The sequence below is a fragment of the Niabella agricola genome (assembly GCF_021538615.1).
GTDB classification, from domain to species: domain Bacteria; phylum Bacteroidota; class Bacteroidia; order Chitinophagales; family Chitinophagaceae; genus Niabella; species Niabella agricola.
In genome coordinates, this window is the sequence record NZ_JAJHIZ010000003.1 from 3,035,517 (window position 1) to 3,053,881 (window position 18,365).

The window sequence follows — 18,365 nt, forward strand, 5'->3', positions numbered from 1 at the left end:
TGTTGTTGGGGTGGTTGTCAGTCTGAGCCTGACGAAGACTGACAAGCGCCCCATTGTTTATTTTTATCAAATGAGTAATCAACCGACCCTTTATACATCGCTTTCTCCCGCGCTGATTCATCTTTACGACCTCAACAATGCCGTTGTGGTGGTTATTGATGTGTTCAGGGCCACCTCAACCATTGCTGCTGCCCTGTATAACGGCGCGCGGTATATCATCCCCGTCGATTCGGTGCCCAAGGCCATCGAGATCAGTAAATCGGTAAATGGAATTGCTGCGGGTGAACGGGACGGGAAGCTGGCCGATGGCCTCCGTCATGGAAATTCGCCCATGGAATATAAACGGGATTTTATCGAAGACCAGGTACTGGTACTCACCACTACCAACGGAACGCGCTTATTGCATATGGCGCTGGAACAGGGGGCGGATGATATTGTTACCGGGTCTTTCCCCAATCTTTCATCGGTTTGCAACTATTTAATTGCCCAGCATAAAAACGTTATCCTGGCCTGCGCAGGATGGAAAGATAAATTCAACCTGGAGGATACCCTGTTTGCAGGGGCCGTCATCAGTCAGGTAAAAAAACATTTTTCGATACACTGCGACAGCTCTTTTATGGCGGAATACATGTATCAGCACAATCAGCAGGATCTCCTGGGCTTTGCAAAGCAACTAACGCATTACCACCGGCTGGTAGACCGGTTTGGATACATTGATGATATTGCGTTCTGTCTGCAGGAAAATGTAGCGGATGTATTACCGTTATACAGGGAGGGGCGGTTGATCCGGCAACAATAACTTATGAAGTTAGTACTTTTTTAATAAACGACAGAATATAAATTTTCTCAAAATCTTGGGTAAATACTAGGAAAAGCGGATAAGATTCTTTTATTTTTGCCGATTGTCCTTTTTGTAGCCCAACCGGCGATACATGGGTGCCTGCAATCGTAAAATACCGGAAATGACCGGCCTGGAACGGATACCGGAAGCCCGGTGAACAGGGTTTGCAGCAGAGGATGATGAGCAATTATTAACAAAGCATAATAACAGCGGTTTGGCATTACCACATTTATTAAAACACGTTTATACTTTCGGCACCGATGAAGTGATCCGCCGGGGTAAAAAAACATTTGCACTAGGGTTTGTAGAGCTGATCGAATACGATAAACTGACCGGGAGCATTTATTTCCGGGTAAAGGATGATTCTTACAGCACGTTTTACAAAGTACATATTCAAAAATTCAATGACCCGAAAAACCTGGCATTGAAGTGTAACTGTCCGTATAACCTGGGAGATGTTTGTAAACATGAAGTGGCAGCATTGTTCCAGCTGCAGGAGCTGATGGATAAAGGACAGCTGGAAGATGAAGAAGTGTATTACGATCAGCGCCATACCGTGGTAAAGATCCGCAACCTGGATATACGGTCCATCCGGCATCTTTGTGCACCGGAAACATTTAATGAGGCAGAAAAGTTTTTGCAGAAAAAAAAGGCCAAGATCGTTTATGCACAGGATGAAACCGTAAGGGCCGTAGTAACGCTTGACGGAAAAGAATATAAAGTAGCCATTAAAAAGAACGAAGAGCGCAACTTTGACACCAGTTGCGACTATGAGGACACCGATCACCCGCTTTGTTTGCCTAAAGTGATCGTTTTCCTGCAACTGATTAAGCAGCACGGCGCCTTTTATTTTGATACCATCCGCAACCGCGATGTAGAAAAGAATAAATTACTGGAAGCCTATGGGTACTCGCTGAATGATGACCTGAAGGGGAAATTTGAGTTTGTATTTAAAGACGGTAAGCCGTTTTTGCGGGTGCTGGATCCGAAGATCAAGCGCATCAACACCCTCAGTACAGCCGAAAAGCCGGCGGCGTCAGCCATTAAGCAACAGGCACAAACCGTTGAAAAAGAAGAATCCATAGCAGTAGAAGAACAGCCGGCAAGAAAGCTGGGCATTGTTTTCGATTTTAACAAAACGGCCTATCCGTATTTTCAGGTACATGTGGTATCGGGTGAGCTAAATGAAAACGGAACCGGTTTTGCAGGTAAGGCCGCCGCTCTTGATATCAGTCATTTTATTGATACGGTCGATTTCAGCGAGGAAGATATCAGCCTGCTGAATACTGTCCGGAAATTGCAGGATACGGAAATCAATAAATATGTAAATAGGAATACGCCTTTTAATAATCTTTGGGAACAGGAGGAAACGGAACCGGCTATAGAAATGAATACCGAAACCCGGCAACTGGTAAACGAGTATATGTTGCCCCGTCTCCGGAAACTGCTTGCAGATGCGGGCGAAGAAGGCCTGGCCTTTATTTTGCCCCAGGGTAAGTCTTTTATTACCGGCCATCTTGAACAGATCGATATTTTTACAGAACCGGCGGTTACCGAGTTCTTTGTAGACAAAGAAGATGATGAACGCTTCAGCTGCGACTGCCTGGTGCGGTTGCGGGGCATGGTACATGGCGTGGAACAAAATGAAAGTCCCTGCCCGTTGTTGTTCCTGTACAATCATCAGTTGTTCCTGTTCAGCAATGCAGAAAGCATCAGCCTCATCGAAAAATTCCTCCCTGCGGGAAAAATGATCATCGCTCCCGATCAATGGGCCGAAACCCTGCATGAGTTCATATTACCGCTGGCGCGGGAGTATAAAGTTGACTTTGATGCTTCCATGCTGCACGTAATGAAGAACATTGTGCCGGAAGCGAAACTGCTGTTGATCGAAAAAGGTGATCATCTTATTTTCAAACCGCAGTTTTCCTATAAGGGATACGAAACAGACCTGCTGGGTAAGGAAATCTTCCTGATTCCTGAAGGCGACAAGATCCTGTCGATACACCGGAATAAGGAAAAAGAAAATGCGTTTGTAGACCGGCTGAAGAACCTGCACTCAAACCTGGTGATGAACGAAGAAAACGGTACGCTTTCCCTGAAAGGTACGGAGATCCTGAAGGATAACTGGTTCTTCCTGTTTGTAGATGCCATGAAGGAAATGCAGGTGCCCGTGTTTGGTTACGATGCATTGCGGAACTTCCGCTTCAATACCGCCAAACCGCAAACAAAGATCTTTATTTCCAGTAATACAGATTGGTTTGATGCCAAGGTAGATATCGTTTTTGGTGATCAGCAGGTTTCCATTGCCGATGTAAAGCGTGCACTGGCAAATAAACAGATGTATGTACAGCTGGGCGATGGCACCCTGGGAGTATTGCCCGAGGAGTGGCTGAAAAAATATGCCCTCCTGTTCCGGGTGGGCGAAGGCGCCAATAACAACCTTAAACTTTCCAAATACCACAAAAGCGTGGTGGATGAATTGTTTGAACTGAAGAATGAAGAAGAGCTGGTATTTGAGCTGGAAGAAAAATACAACCGGTTAAGAGATTTTGAAAAGATCCATGAAATTGAGCCGCCGGCGCACCTGCAGCCGATTCTGCGCCCCTACCAGGAAGCAGGTTTTCAATGGATCAACTACCTGAAGAATGTTAACTGGGGCGGCATTTTAGCAGATGACATGGGTTTGGGTAAAACCGTTCAGGCCCTGTCATACCTGGAGCATCACAAATCCCAGAACCCCGAAGCGCGGATCCTGGTGATTTGTCCTACCACGCTGATCTACAACTGGGAAAATGAGATCAAGAAGTTTACGCCTTCTTTAACCTACCGGATTCACCACGGACCATCGCGTACCCGCAATGCCGAGGATATTTTAAAACAGGATGTCACCATCACTACGTACGGTACCCTGCGCAGCGATATTAAATTGTTCGTAGGCGTTCCTTTTGATTATGCGGTACTCGATGAAAGCCAGGCCATTAAGAATCCCTCCAGTAAGGTTACCAAGGCGGCCTACCTGATCAATGCAAAGCACCGGCTTTGTATGAGTGGTACGCCGCTGCAGAACAATACGTTTGATATTTATGCGCAAATGAACTTTTTGAACCCCGGCATGCTGGGCAGCATTGAATTTTTCCGGCAGGAATTTGCCATTCCCATCGATAAGCTGGGAGAGGCTGACCGGAAAGAACATTTGCGGAAACTGCTATATCCGTTTATCCTGCGCCGCACGAAAGAGCAGGTGGCCAAGGACCTTCCGGAAAAACAGGAAATGATCCTCTGGTGCGAAATGGAAAGCGAGCAGCGTTCAATTTACGATGCCTACCGGAATGATTACCGGGATAAGATCCTGGGCAACATTGAGTCGCAGGGTATTGGCCGCTCGCAGATGACAATCCTGCAGGGATTGATGAAACTCCGGCAGATCTGCGATTCGCCGGCCATCCTAAATGAAGAAGAAGCCTTTGAGAACCATTCCATCAAAATTGAAGAACTGGTGCGGGAAATCACCGAAAATATGAGCGACCATAAAGCGCTGATCTTTTCGCAGTTCCTCGGAATGCTGGGACTGATCCGGCAGAAGCTTGAAGCCCTGGGCATTAAATATGAATATTTTGATGGAAGCACCTCTGCTCCCGATCGCGAAAAAGCCATCCAGAGCTTCCAGAAAAATGAAGAAGTACGGGTGTTCCTTATCTCTTTAAAAGCCGGGGGGGTGGGTTTGAACCTTACTGCAGCAGATTATGTGTACATCGTAGATCCCTGGTGGAACCCCGCTGTGGAGCAGCAGGCCATCGACCGTACGCACCGGATCGGGCAAACCAAGAGCATTTTTGCTTACCGCATGATCTGTAAGGATACGATCGAAGACAAGATCCTGAAACTGCAGGAAAAGAAGAAAGCCCTGGCAAAGGATCTGATTGCAGACGAAGCCGGATTTGTGAAGTCGCTGACAAAAGAAGATGTGGAATACCTGTTTAGCTAATAGGAAACAGGGGCAGCGGTTCCTACTCGCTGTTCTTCCAAATAATTAAAACATGAAATTCAGAAGAGGCATTTTGTTGTTCATCGCTGGTGTAATTTTAGTGGCCTATTTTACCAAGCCATCTAAAGAAGGATTTATCAAATGGATGCAGCCAACGGTGAGCCGTACCCATATACCTCCGGTGGTGGATTACCAGGATAAATTTCTCTATGCGCTGGTAACGGCTACCTACGTCGATGCTGCCAATCCTGTGAAGGAAGATAACCGTGTGGTGGCACCTACCCGCAAGGAAACTTATGTGGGTGTTTTCGGGCGGTATTGGAAACAATAATCCCTTCGGGAATGAGAAATAACCAATGTGGAATATTAAATGTGGAAGTTAGGATTCCGTTACCTGTTATCGGTGATCAGTAATCAGTTTTCAGCAGATCACGTACGGGATCGGGGATCTGGCGTCCCGAATGAAGATATTATACCAGACATCAAACGATACCTGACCTGGAACATTAAACATTGAACCTGTAACGTCCCTCACCCCCTGGGATGCCGCTCCCGGTAGTGCCTGGGCGACTGGCCAAACTTCTTTTTAAAGATCCGGGAAAAATAAAAAAGCGTATCAAAGCCGGTCTGATCGGCAATCTCCCGGATCGGCAAACTGGTAGCCCGTAACAACTCGCCGGCCTTTCCTAACCGCAGTTCCAGGTGATACTGATTGGGGGATAATCCGGTTACCGCCTTAAAATCTTTTCTGAATTTGGAGTAGCTTACGGTGAGCTGCTGCGCCACCTGCGTCATGCTGATATCGCTTTCCAGCGCTTCCTGTAATAAAAACTTTGCTTTGGAGATGTATTGTAGCGCATCTCCGGTATTTTCCTTTTTATAAACCGATGCGTTATAAACCAGCGACAGCAGTTGTACGACAAAGCCGGCAATAAGCTGGTGATAGCCCGGGGTGGCATTTTTAATCGTGTGGATGAGGGTATGGAAAGTAGCGAGCAGTTCCTCATGTAAGCCTACATGGATCACCGGATTTTTTTTGCTGAAGAAACCAGACTTCATCAGCCGTTGCGGATAATAGCCGTTAAAACCGATCCAGTATTCTTCCCATCCGATTTTTGAAACGGGTTTATACCGGTGCCAGGTACCGGGAAACAACAGGAAGCAGCTGCCTTCCTCAACAATACTGGAAGATTGGTGTGCCGTTTCAAAAATCCCGCTGCCCTGCGATATAAATACAATATAGTAATCATTCAGGATCCGCCCCTTGTTCCAGGTAAAACGGTGCGTGCTGGGGTGCTCCCGGCTCAGCGGATAGGGCTGATGCTGCCGGATCTTGGTATAGCCCACCGTGGTAACGTACAGGCCCCAGTTGTCTTCAATCGTTGTTTTTGCGAGGTATTTATGAAAATTCTTCACCATTTAAATATACAGAAAATATCAAAAAGTGTAAATTAAATACGGGATAGTGTATGTGTTTCCCGGCTATCAGAATGTAAATTTGAAACAGAAGCCGATGATAAGAAACCGGATAAGACCATGCTCCGGCGGCGATGATTGCTTTATTAATAAAAGGTAACGATTGACGATTTTGAATAAATGATAGTCTGGGATCGCGGTAGCTGAGGCGTCCGGAGCGCGGTGTACAAGATACCCGGAAAGGAAGGCATCAGGAATATGTTTTTCGGATAGGTCAGAAAATGTAAATTTAGCATCCGGTAAGGGCCATTGAAAATAGCCGGTAGCCCATTTAATATTATTTTAAACAAGCCAATTATGATGATGCTCAAACTGCTAAGAAAATCGCTGCTGCTCCGGCAGGGCACACTGTTTTTGTTGCTGCTTTTGTTCCAGGAAGCGGCAACCGCACAGGGAAATGAAACCACGATCCGGGGTGTAATTACCCTCAGCCGCTCTGGTGACGACCTCGCAGGTACTTCTATTAATATTAAAGGAAAAATAGAAGCGACGGCCACGGATAAAAACGGGGCGTTTAGTTTAAAGTCGCGCCTACCCGTCACCCTGATTATATCCCGGGTAGGCTATGGTACGCTGGAGGTGCCGGTGGTTTCGGATGAGCCGGTAACCGCATTGCTTACGGAAAGTAGCAATAATATGAACGAAGTGGTAGTGGTAAGTTATGGTACCAAGCTGGCGAAAAATATTACCAGCGCTGTAACCACTTTCAACGCCGCAAAGGCGAAAGATATTCCTGCCGCAGAATTTGGTCAGCGTTTACAGGGCCGCGTAGCCGGGGTTCAGATCAATATGGCCAATGGCCGGCCGGGGCAGGGCATTGATATGCGCATCCGGGGTGCAGCTTCATTGGGTAATGGATATCAGCCGCTGATCGTGGTGGATGGGCAGATTCTTTCAGGAGCCAATACGCGCTCGGGAGATATGAATGTGATCAATCCTGATGAAATTGAAACGTTTACCGTATTGAAAGATGCAGCTGCTGCAGCGCTTTATGGCTCCCGGGCGGCGAATGGAGTGATCTTAATCACTACTAAACAGGCAAAAGCTGGTCGCACAAGCATTAGCTTTGATACCTTTTACGGCTGGCAGAGCGTGCCTAAAAAAGGGCGTCCGAACATGATGGATGCGCGTGATTTCGCGACCTATATGAAAGAGTACTTTGACGACAAAGCCCGCTATGAAGGATATAAGGATGGTGTTCCCAAAGATTATAGCACGCCGGAGCAATATGGAAAAGGAACTGATTGGTATGGCGCTTTACTTAGAACGGCGCCCATGCAAAACTATTCAGTAAACCTGTCTTCCGGTACCGAAAAGTCATCTTCCTCTTCTACACTCACTTATTTTAGTCAGGATGGTGTTTTGTTGAACACCAATCTGAAACGCTATTCGTTCCGGACCAATAATGAATATCGTCCCGGAGACCGGTTTAAGATCGGTTTAAACCTGGCACCCTCCTACCAGCAGGAGCGCAATACGAGGGCCTTTACAGATGGCAACCGGCAAATCCTGGCAAATGCCACCGCGGCCTCTCCCTTGCAGCCCATTTACAATGCAGATGGAACCTTTAACAGCTCCGCCCGCTCTGCAAATATGCTTAATTTGAACAACCCCGTTCAGCAGTTGCAACTGGCTAATGCTAGTTATAAGACCTTTCGCTTACTGGGAAATGCCTATGCGGATATTGCCGTGTTAAAGAACCTGCATTTTAGAACATCCATGAACGGCGATATTGCTGCTTATCAGGATAACTGGTACCAGGGTACTATGTATGGGATCGGTTTGAGCGCCACACCCGTGCCAAGGCCTCCGTCCAATTCCAGCGCTGCGGATAATTCGTACAACTATGTTTCCTGGTTAAATGAAAATACATTAATTTATAACCTTGATCTGAACGGCCATCGTTTCGATGTTTTGGCGGGGTACAGTGCGCAGAAATGGAGCCGTGAATATCGCTCGATTGGTGGTTCTAATTTTGCTAATGACGCCATTCCATGGATCTCGGGCGCTGCAGTAACAAGCGGTACTACTAATAAAGAAGCCTGGAGTATGGCTTCTGCCTTTGGCCGCCTCAGCTACGATTATAAAGGAAAGTACTTGTTATCAGCTACTTTTCGCCGGGATGGGTCCTCCCGCTTTGGGCCTTCTGTGAAGTATGCAAATTTCCCTTCTGTTTCAGCAGGCTGGCTGCTTAGCGATGAAGATTTCTTTAAACAGAGCGAAACAATCAGCTTTTTGAAATTAAGGGCCAGTTATGGAAAAACAGGTAACTTCAATATTAACAATTACCAGTTTGTAACCTATATTAACCCTAACAACTACGTATTTGGCGGCAACCTTTCACCCGGGTTTGGAGCCAATGTTACGCTCGGAAACCCACGGGTAACCTGGGAAAGCTCTGCACAGGCAGATATTGGAGCAGATATTAATTTTCTTCATGACCGGATTAACTTTTCATATGATTATTATAATAAGATCACAACGGAACTGTTGTACCTGGTTAACCTGCCGTTTGAATCGGGATATAGCAATGTGCAGCTGAATACTGCCAAGATCCGGATCCGCGGGCATGAGTTTCAGGTAAGTTCCCGGAACCTGGTAGGTAAATTTGAGTGGACCACAGATCTGAACCTCTCACTGAATAATAATAAACTAATAGCACTGCCGGATAATACCCAGTTTATTGGCAATAATACTACTTATGCAGGGTTTAACAGAACCGTACTTGGCGGACACATTGGCGAATTTTACGGATATGTATTTGATGGAGTATATATGAACCAGGCTGAGTTTGACAGTCAGCCCAAACATGTGACTTCTGCCGTGGGCTCGGTGCGGATGAAGGATGTGAACGGAGACAAAGTGATCACCGCAGATGACCGTACTTCTATCGGAAACCCCAACCCCCGTTATATTTACGGTATCACCAATACCTTCCGCTATCAAAATTTTGACCTGAACATTGTGGGGTATGGGCAGGGCGGAAATAAGATCTTAAATGTGAATCGCTCTGACTGGACCAACCTGGATGGTATCATGAACGTGGCTGCGGATATGAAAAACCGCTGGAGATCAGAAGACAATCCCGGCAATGGAAAAGTGCCCAGCACCAGGGCGGGTACAACCGAACTGTACCGGTTGGCCAACTCTTCCTGGGTAGAAAGCGGAAACTTTTTTACCGTAAAGAACATCGCATTGGGATACACGTTCCGCCAGAACATTTTAAAATACATCCGGTCTGCCAGGATTTATGCAAGCGTGCAGCAGGCGTTTGTATTTACAAGATATACAGGCATGAACCCAGAAGCGAATGCTACAAAGGATGACAATACCAATGCCTACGGTCAGGACCTCAGCACTTACCCGATACCGCGCACATTTATGATCGGAGCCAATTTTAGCTTTTAAGTTATAAAGAGATTTACAATGAAAAATTATAAATATATTCCGGGAATTTATATCACAGCAATACTATTGCTGGCATCTTGTACCAAGGATTTCCTCACCCTTTACCCCGAGGGCAGTCTGAACGGGAACTCCTTTTATAAAACCACACAGGATTTTCAACAGGCCGTTACGGGGGCTTATACACCATTAAGGGATATTGCCAACAATGCTTTCTGGATGGATGAAATGCGGTCCGATAATGCTACCTACGATTATTTTGCCAAGGACCGGGGAAATGCGGCCACAGAGAACATTTCCACTTTTCTGGACGAATCGACCAATGGCATTATACAGAACCGCTACCAGGCCGCCTATGTAGGCATTGGCAGAACAAATGCCATCCTGGACCGGATCGCCGGTTTTTCCGGGATGACCGATTCTTTGAAAAAGACCATTGTTGCAGAAACAAAAGCATTACGGGGGCATTATTATTTTGATCTGGTGAGAAATTACGGCGGTGTGCCACTGCACCTGCACGAGGTGTTGAAAATGGAGGATAGTTACCTGCCACGGGCTTCAGTTGAAGATGTGTATGCACAGGTGATTAGTGACCTGAAAGAGGCCCTGGATGTTTTACCCTCTCCCCAGTTTACATCCGCCTCTACGGGGCGGATCAATAAAGGAGTGGTAGCTACCGAACTTGCCGCAGTCTATATGCAACGGGGCGACTATTCCAGTGCGTTGCCATTGTTACAATCGGTTGCCGGCATGGGCTATACCCTGATGACCAATTTTAGTTCCATCTTCAATCCTGCTAATAAAAGCGCTGACAAGAATAAAGAGCTGATTTTTGATGTACAATATCAGTCTGGAACCACTGGTATGCAAAGCAGTTTTATTTACCGGTTTCTTCCAAACATGTCTACCTCCTTTCCTTTATTGGGTGAAGGTGTTAAATTTAATATAAACACCTATGGTGGATGGAATATACCTACGGATAACTTAAAGGCCGTATTTGAGCCGGGCGACCAGCGGTTTGATGCCACCATCGGTGTGATAGAAGGCACTATAAACAGCACGCAGGATTTTGTGCCCACAAAGGTGGTTAGCGCAGTAAATTATACACCCCCGGCGGGAGTGGTAACAAAATATTTTTGCCGGAAATATTATTTTCCGCCTTATCCCAATATCAACCGGAATACCGATCAGAACTGGCCTTTATACCGTTATAGTGAAGTACTGCTGATGCTGGCCGAATGTTTAAATGAAACCGGCAAATCAGGGGATGCGATTCCCTACCTGAACCAGGTAAGAGTCCGTGCTTTTGGAGATGCAAACCATAATATTACCTCCGCCAATCAGGAACAGTTGCGTGCGGCAATCGCTTTGGAAAGAAGAAGAGAATTGGCTTTTGAAAACAAGCGTTGGCAGGATCTGATCCGAACCGGGCAGGCTATAACGGTAATGAATGCCTATGGGATAACAGCTAAACAAAAATTTTCTTATCTGCTACCTCAGTCATTCAATGTTACACAGAACCGGCTCTTGTATCCCATTCCAAAACGTGAAATGGATCTGAATAAGCAACTAAAACAAAATCCCGGTTATTAGTGAACCAAATGAATACTTAAATAAGCACAAATGAAACATGAACTTTCACAGGAACAGATTGGCTACTACCAGCAGAATGGATTTGTAGTGATCGATGATTTTTTGTCGCCCGAAGAATTGCAGGAATGGCGGGAAGCGGTGACCGAAGCGATTGCAGAACGGAACGGAATCAAGATCCCCGGCCAGGATATTAAAGTAGGCATGGATGATGGTATCAACGAAGATGCAGAATACTTTTCCAAAGTGTTCGACCAGCTGCTGAACCTCTGGCAAACCAATGAAAAAGTTAAAAAGATCATGATGGACGAACGCATCGGTAAAATGGCAGCGGAACTGGCCGGTGTAGACGGTATCCGGATCTGGCATGACCAGGCGCTGTTTAAAAAACCCTGGGCCAATCCCACCTCCTGGCACCTGGATACGCCCTTCTGGTCGTTTTCCGACCGGAACGCACTTTCCATTTGGGTGGCCCTGGACGACGCCACGCTGGAAAACGGATGCCTGTATTTTATACCGGGATCGTTTAAGGAAACGACCTTTGAGAACAAAGGCATCGGTAAAAATATGGATGGCATTTTTGACGTATACCCGCAGTTCAAAAAAGTAAATTCCGTTGCTGCAAAAATGAAAGCCGGTAGTTGTTCCTTTCACAACGGGCTTACCATTCATGGCGCGGGAGCCAATATGACAAGCAGTTACCGGAGAGCGATGACCTGTGCCTATATGCCGGATGGAAACGTATTTAACGGACAGGCAAATATCCTGCCAGATGCCTACCTTAAAACACTGGCCGTTGGTGATCTTTTGAACAACGACGAGCAGAATCCTCTGATCTATCATAAATAAACGGCTTTGAACATACGATTTCTTTGCCCGCGATGGGGCGCGGAACAGGTTGACTGGGCTTCTTTTCTGAAAGAGGTAAAAAAGGCCGGCTATGCAGGAATAGAATGGTTTCCCTTCGGAGAGCCGGGTGATCCGGTAAAAGTACTGGCATTGTTGGAGGAGCTGGAGCTCGACTTTTCCATCGTGATGGAGGTGACCAGTGCTTATTCCGATTTTGAAACGTATATAACGGCATTAAGGAATGACCTGCAGAAACTGACAGCACTGCGCACGGTAAAAAAGAAACCACTGTTCATCAGTGCCCAATGTGGCCGGGAATATTTTACCAACGCGCAGATCCTGGAATGCCTGCAGGTTTGCGAGGAGGTAGCCACCGCCACGGGTACAGCCATTTACCAGGAAACGCATCGCAATAAATGGTCCTATGGTGCCCATACGGTATACCCGCTGCTGCAGCAAAAGCCGGAGCTGGGGCTTACACTGGATGTATCGCATTGGTTCTGCGTTTCTGAGAGCTACCTGGAAGATCAGCGTGCAGCAGTACAGGCAGCCATCCGGCAAACCTTCCACGTGCATGCGCGGGTAGGACATACAGAAGGACCGCAGGTATTTGACCCGGCGCTGCCGGAATATACCCTGGCGTTAAATGAACATTTGAAGATCTGGGACCAGTGGGTGGCCTACCGGAAGCAACAGGGATTTACCGAAAGTACCATTACGCCGGAATTTGGTCCCCCGCCTTATCTCACGCGTGCCAACCGGGATGTAGATCTGCTGCAGGAACAATGGGGACTCAACTTATGGATGAAAAATCTTTTAAACGAACGGTATAATAAAATGGAACATGAAGCGTAGAACCTTTCTCGAACGCGGCGGCTTGCTGACCGTTGGCACCCTGCTGTATGAAAACATGGCATGGGCCTTTCAAAATAACCGGGTACAGGCGGCTGCTAAGGACCAATTGTATGAATTATTTAAAACGCCGCAAGCCGTTTATCGTCCCTTTGTACGCTGGTGGTGGAATGGCGATAAAGTAGAGAAGGAAGAACTGCTGCGGGAGTTAAAACTGCTGAAAGAGGCCGGTATTGGTGGCGTTGAGATCAACCCTATTAAGTTTCCCCAACGAACGGATGATATGGGAATTCCCTCGCTGACCTGGCTTAGCAATGAGTGGGTGGACGTGCTGGACTTTACCTTAGCGGAAGCAAAAAAACTGGGACTTACCTGCGATCTGATCGTGGGCTCGGGCTGGCCCTTCGGTGCAGAATACCTGCAGGGGGATGAGTGTGCGGATATCATGACGATTGGTGTAAAGAAGGTGACGGGGTTAATGGATTTTGAGGCGCCGATACTGGATTTTATCAAGGAGGCCGACCCTGCAACCACCAGCCCCTACGCCCACCGGAAGCTGGAGATGCAAAAAGTATTTATGGTTCCGGACCCCATGCAATCACTGGATGAAGTGGTGGATCTTTCCGGTCAGATTGCTTCCGGCTTTATCAAAGTAAAAGTGCCGAGAGGGAATTATGCGATCTATGCCCTGTTGAAAACGCGGGCATTCCTTGAGGTGATCAATGGCGCTCCGGGGGCAAACGGGCAGGTATTAAACCATTTTAACAAGGCGGCCGTAGAAAAGTACCTGAATCATATGAGCGATGCGATCCAAAAAAGGATCGGGCCTTTAAAAAACCGGGTACGTGCCCTATTTGTAGACAGTATGGAACTGGAAGGGGCCAACTGGACAGGCGATATGGCCGAAGAATTTAAAAAGCGCAGGGGGTATGATATTATGCCCTATCTCCCGCTGATCTTCTCAAAGATCGGAGCTATGGGCAACATATACGACTACAATTATGGAACCCGCTTCACGCCGGAATTTCAGGATGTGATTGAACGCGTGCGCTGCGATTTTGACCGTACAAAAATTGAGCTTTTAAAAGAACGTTTTGTGGAACCCTTTCAGCAATGGTGCAAAAACAATGGCATGTTGTCAAGGGCGCAGGCTTACGGGCGGGGTTATCATCCCCTGGAGGCCAGCATGGGCATGGACCTGCCGGAAGGCGAAACCTGGATCAAGTACGGGATCGGCGAAGAAATGCCGGAAACGGATTACCGCATCGGGCGGAGCTATACCATGGTCAATAAATTTGTGTCTTCGGGAGCACACCTGGCCGGGAAGCGGGTGATCTCCTGTGAGGAAGCCACCAATACCGATATGGTGTTCAATGCCTCCCTTCAAACGCTAAAACTGGCTTCAGATCAAAGCCTCATTACCGGCATCACCCATTCCGTATACCACGGGTTTAACTATTCACCCAAGAATGCGCCGTTCCCCGGTTGGATCCGTTATGGCAATTTTATGAATGAGCGCAACACTTACTGGCCGTTCTTTAAACGGATCAATGATTACAAAGCCCGCGTATCGGCCCTGCTGCAGCATGCAGATATGTTTGCTGATATTGCAATACTGCCGCCCCTCTTTGATGCCTGGGGTAAATTCGGCGCGCCCAATGAGCCCTTCCCTTCCCTTACCTACCCAGCTAATTTATCCCTTATATGGGAGGCGATGCAGCAGCATGGACATGGGTGCGATTATGTTTCGGATGGCATCATCAATAAATCGATCATAAAAGACGGATTCCTGGAATATGGACCCCGCAGATACCATACCCTTTTCCTGGTGCATGTGCAAAGCCTGGAACCGGTTACCGCAAGGAAGCTGCTGCAGTTTGTACAATCCGGGGGAAAGGTGGTTTGTGTACAGAATATGCCGGATAAATCGGTGGGGCTGCTGAATGCAGATGAGCAAACAAAGCTGGTACGTAATATTCTTGAGGAGCTCAAAACCTTTAAAGACCGGTTCATTTTTACCGAACATCCGGAAGAAAACTATCCGGCCTGGTATAAAGCGCTGCAACAGAAATATAATATAAAACCGTATGTTACCATTACGGACGGCAATCCCTTTATTCAGCAGGTGCGCTATACCAATGATAAGGTCGATATGCTGCTGGTATTTAATTCCAGCGCCAGCTATCCTTTTAAAGTAACCTTCCGGCCGGACGCAACGATTTTCGAAGGGCGGTTCGGGCATTACTGGGATGCGGTTACAGGAGATTGTTACCGCCTGGAAAATGACCGGGAGATCACGGTAACCCTTTATCCGGCAGACATGCGGATCTTCGTATTCGAAAAAGACCAGCGGAAAAAGCTTCCCCTGTATACCGAAGTGCCGGAATCAGAAGGACAATATCCGGAGGTTACCACTCCCTGGAGCGCCGAATTCCGCCATATAGACGGTTCCGTAAAAACAGCAACTTTTGCCAGCCTAAAAGATCTGAAAGAGTTGCCTGAGTACCAAAATTTTGCAGGCACCGTTATTTACCGGAATACCCTTTCAAAAACCACGAGCGGTCCTTCCTACATCGATCTTGGAACGGTGCAGGGCATTGCACAGTTGACATTAAACGGAAAAGACCTGGGAGTGCGCTGGTTTGGCCGCTACCTGTACCATGTGCAGCCATGGATGCGGCCGGGTGATAATACCATTGAAATTGCGGTTACAACGACCATGGGCAATTATATGAAATCGCTTACAGATAACCCGGTAGCACAGTACTGGACAAACGGAAAAAGAAAACCGCAGCCCATGCGCTCCATGGGTATGCTGGGACCTGTTACGGTATTTTAAAAAAAGTTAAGAATGCAAAGAACGAATATCTTTTTAGCAATGCTCTTCTCCTGCCTTTCGTTAATGGCAGGCGCAAAGGACTACAGTGTGCTGGATTTTGGTGCAAAAAAGGATGGGGTAACCCTTAACAGTGCTATTATTCAGGGAGCCATTGACTATATTCATGAGCAAGGCGGCGGCCGGCTGGTGTTTGATGAGGGGAAGTACCTTACCGGCACCATCTTTTTAAAATCGAATGTGACGCTCCACCTTAAAAAAGGAGCCGTGCTGCTGGGATCTGTGAACCCCTTTGACTATGAAAAAAATAAATACATCGGATGGACGTCGATGATCTTCGCCATAAAGCAGGACCATATCGGTATTACCGGAGAAGGCATGATCGACGGACGTGGTTTTTTAACCGCCGTAAACATGGTGGCGAATATTCAGAAAGGACTGGTAACGGATCCGCTGAAATACGACCGGCCCAATGAAACCAATCGCCCGCAGAATATCTATTTCCGCGAATGCACCAATGTGCGTATTACAGGTGTAACACTGAAGGATCCGGCCAGCTGGAACCAAACTTATGACCAGTGCCGGAACCTGTATGTAGACAGCATTCATGTAGATAGCAAAAGTTACTGGAACAATGACGGTATTGATGTGGTGGATTGTGACAGTGTGGTGATCAAGAACTCATACTTTGATGCAGCAGATGACGTGATCTGCTTCAAGTCGCATGATCCATCAAAGATCTGTCAGAATGTGATCGTGGATAATTGCACCGGGAGATCCAGTGCCAACGGATTGAAATTTGGGACGGTATCCCGCGGCGGGTTCAGGAATTTTAAAGTAACCAACCTGAAGATCTTCGATACCTATCGTTCGGCGATTACGTTTGCCGCGGTTGACGGCGGACTGGTGGAAAACATCGAGGTGGATGGTGTACGGTCCATCAATACCGGCAATGTAATTTACCTCCGTATTGGTGACCGCTGGAGCAATGGTAAACAGCCGTATATGAAAAACGTTCGTATCTCCAATGTATATGCGGAAGTGCCGGCTACCAAACCGGATGCGGGCTATAGTTATGAGGGGCCCATCGAAGACCTGCCCCGGAATATTTCACCAGCCAGCATCATCGGGTTACCGCAGTATAAGATCCAGGATGTAACGCTCCGGAATATTGAAATCGTTTATCCCGGCGGCGGAAACCCGCATTATGCCCGGCGCGGACTGAGCAAGGCAGAGCTCGAAAGTATTCCGGAGATGCCCACGGCTTACCCCGAATTTTCTCAGTTCAAGGAGCTGCCGGCCTGGGGTTTTTATGTGCGGCATGCCACCGGTATCCGCTTTGAAAATATTACCTTAAAGGCAAAGGAAAGCGATTATCGCCCGGCCATCGTGTTTGACGATGTACAAAAAGCTTCATTTGGTAAAGTGAATGTAGAAGAGCCGGCTGCCAGGGGCAAAAAACAGGTATTTCTGCACAACACTACAAAATCCAAATAATTCCATTTTTTAAAGTGTTATATATGCGCGTATTAAAACTGATCGTATTTACAGCATTATTACCGGTGTTTGCAGCCGCAAAAGATTATAAAGCCTCCCTGTTCGGCATCCTGTCGGACGGCGTTACCAATAATACCCGTTCGATACAAAAAGCTATTGATTTCATTCATGAGCAAGGGGGCGGTCAGCTGGTGTTCTATGTAGGACGCTATGTGACGGGAGGTGTGCAGCTGAAATCCAATGTAAGCATAAAGCTGGAGGAAGGCGCCGTATTGGTGGGCGCTGCATCTGTATATGATTATAACAGTTCCGGCCGCATTAAAGCCATCATCAGTGCCGACGGACAGCAAAATATTGGTATTTCCGGAAAAGGGGTGATCGAGGGCAATGCGCCCACCTTACTGTCAAATGTTGCGGCCTTGCAGCAGAACGGCTATCTGCGTTCGCAGGATTTTGTACGGCCGGCACTTATAGGGTTTACCAATTGTTCCAATATAAAGATCGATTCGGTAAACCTTTGGAATGGTTGCGGAAAAGCCCAGGTGTTTGAAGCCTGCAGCAATGTGGTGGTGGAAACGGTAAACATCAGCAGTAAACAGGTTCCTGGTACCGGGGGCATCCGGTTGTCGGCCTCGAAGAATGTGCTGATAAAAGATACCTTTATTGATGTGGCGCTGCAACCCTATATCGAGGGATCTAAGGACAATCAATCCATCCGCGTCGACCGGGCCATCGATCCTTCGGGAAAGCTGCTCAGTGTTCCGGAATAAGCTTATTCAACGGGCATCTGCAAAACCAACCACATCAGTTTAGGCGTTGTTTTTAATATATAGGAGCAAACATAAAATATTGAAGCTTCACTTCTACCAGGTCATCACAGGGGCAGCGACTAAGAAAGATCATTTCTGCGATAAATAAAAAAGCGGACCAGGTGCGGGTCGCCGGTATTATTTAGCGCCTGGAGAAACAAGCGGCATTTCCAGCCGCAGCTGAGCAGTGAGTTAACGCATATGTGATGCTCCGGAATTCCTGGA

11 protein-coding genes are annotated in these 18,365 nt (G+C 47.2%); 10 read left to right on the top strand and 1 reads right to left on the bottom strand.

The genetic code is table 11. The features are described from left to right. Positions 1-70 precede the first annotated feature (70 nt). The 3 genes from LL912_RS18110 to LL912_RS18120 all read left to right on the top strand — a co-directional run bounded on the left by LL912_RS18110 (position 71) and on the right by LL912_RS18120 (position 5,157). Positions 71-799, top strand: coding sequence for a 2-phosphosulfolactate phosphatase (locus LL912_RS18110; protein ID WP_235555013.1), 729 nt, complete (start codon positions 71-73; stop codon positions 797-799). A gap of 256 nt (positions 800-1,055) precedes the next feature. Continuing rightward, positions 1,056-4,826, top strand: a complete 3,771-nt coding sequence (locus tag LL912_RS18115) for a DEAD/DEAH box helicase (RefSeq protein ID WP_235555014.1) — start codon at positions 1,056-1,058, stop codon at positions 4,824-4,826. Between the two features lie 52 nt (positions 4,827-4,878). Next, on the top strand, positions 4,879-5,157 hold the full coding sequence (locus LL912_RS18120; protein WP_235555015.1) for a hypothetical protein: 279 nt from the start codon (positions 4,879-4,881) through the stop codon (positions 5,155-5,157). Between the two features lie 200 nt (positions 5,158-5,357). Here LL912_RS18120 and LL912_RS18125 read toward each other — a convergent pair whose 3' ends face one another. Beyond that, on the bottom strand, positions 5,358-6,245 hold the full coding sequence (locus tag LL912_RS18125) for an AraC family transcriptional regulator (protein ID WP_235555016.1): 888 nt from the start codon (positions 6,243-6,245) through the stop codon (positions 5,358-5,360). Between the two features lie 354 nt (positions 6,246-6,599). Here LL912_RS18125 and LL912_RS18130 point away from each other — a divergent pair, with 354 nt between their 5' ends. From LL912_RS18130 to LL912_RS18160, 7 genes are read left to right on the top strand one after another with little or no spacing between them, the layout of a single operon-like run. Then, on the top strand, positions 6,600-9,710 hold the full coding sequence (locus LL912_RS18130; protein WP_235555017.1) for a SusC/RagA family TonB-linked outer membrane protein: 3,111 nt from the start codon (positions 6,600-6,602) through the stop codon (positions 9,708-9,710). 18 nt (positions 9,711-9,728) lie between these two features. Beyond that, positions 9,729-11,300, top strand: coding sequence for a RagB/SusD family nutrient uptake outer membrane protein (locus LL912_RS18135; RefSeq protein WP_235555018.1), 1,572 nt, complete (start codon positions 9,729-9,731; stop codon positions 11,298-11,300). Positions 11,301-11,330: 30 nt separating this feature from the next. Continuing rightward, positions 11,331-12,146 carry a phytanoyl-CoA dioxygenase family protein gene (locus LL912_RS18140; protein WP_235555019.1) on the top strand — a complete coding sequence of 272 codons (816 nt, stop codon included), beginning with the start codon at positions 11,331-11,333 and terminating at the stop codon, positions 12,144-12,146. 6 nt (positions 12,147-12,152) lie between these two features. Next, positions 12,153-13,001, top strand: coding sequence for a sugar phosphate isomerase/epimerase (locus tag LL912_RS18145; RefSeq protein WP_235555020.1), 849 nt, complete (start codon positions 12,153-12,155; stop codon positions 12,999-13,001). Beyond that, positions 12,991-15,837, top strand: a complete 2,847-nt coding sequence (locus LL912_RS18150) for a glycosyl hydrolase (RefSeq protein WP_235555021.1) — start codon at positions 12,991-12,993, stop codon at positions 15,835-15,837. Before LL912_RS18145 ends, LL912_RS18150 begins: the two co-directional genes overlap by 11 nt. Positions 15,838-15,849: 12 nt before the next feature. Then, entirely contained in the window at positions 15,850-17,331 is a 1,482-nt protein-coding gene (locus LL912_RS18155) for a glycoside hydrolase family 28 protein (protein ID WP_235555022.1), read from the top strand. A 23-nt stretch (positions 17,332-17,354) separates the two neighbouring features. Then, complete coding sequence (locus LL912_RS18160; protein WP_235555023.1) at positions 17,355-18,101, top strand: glycosyl hydrolase family 28 protein; 747 nt, start codon at positions 17,355-17,357, stop codon at positions 18,099-18,101. The last annotated feature ends 264 nt before the right edge of the window (positions 18,102-18,365 follow it).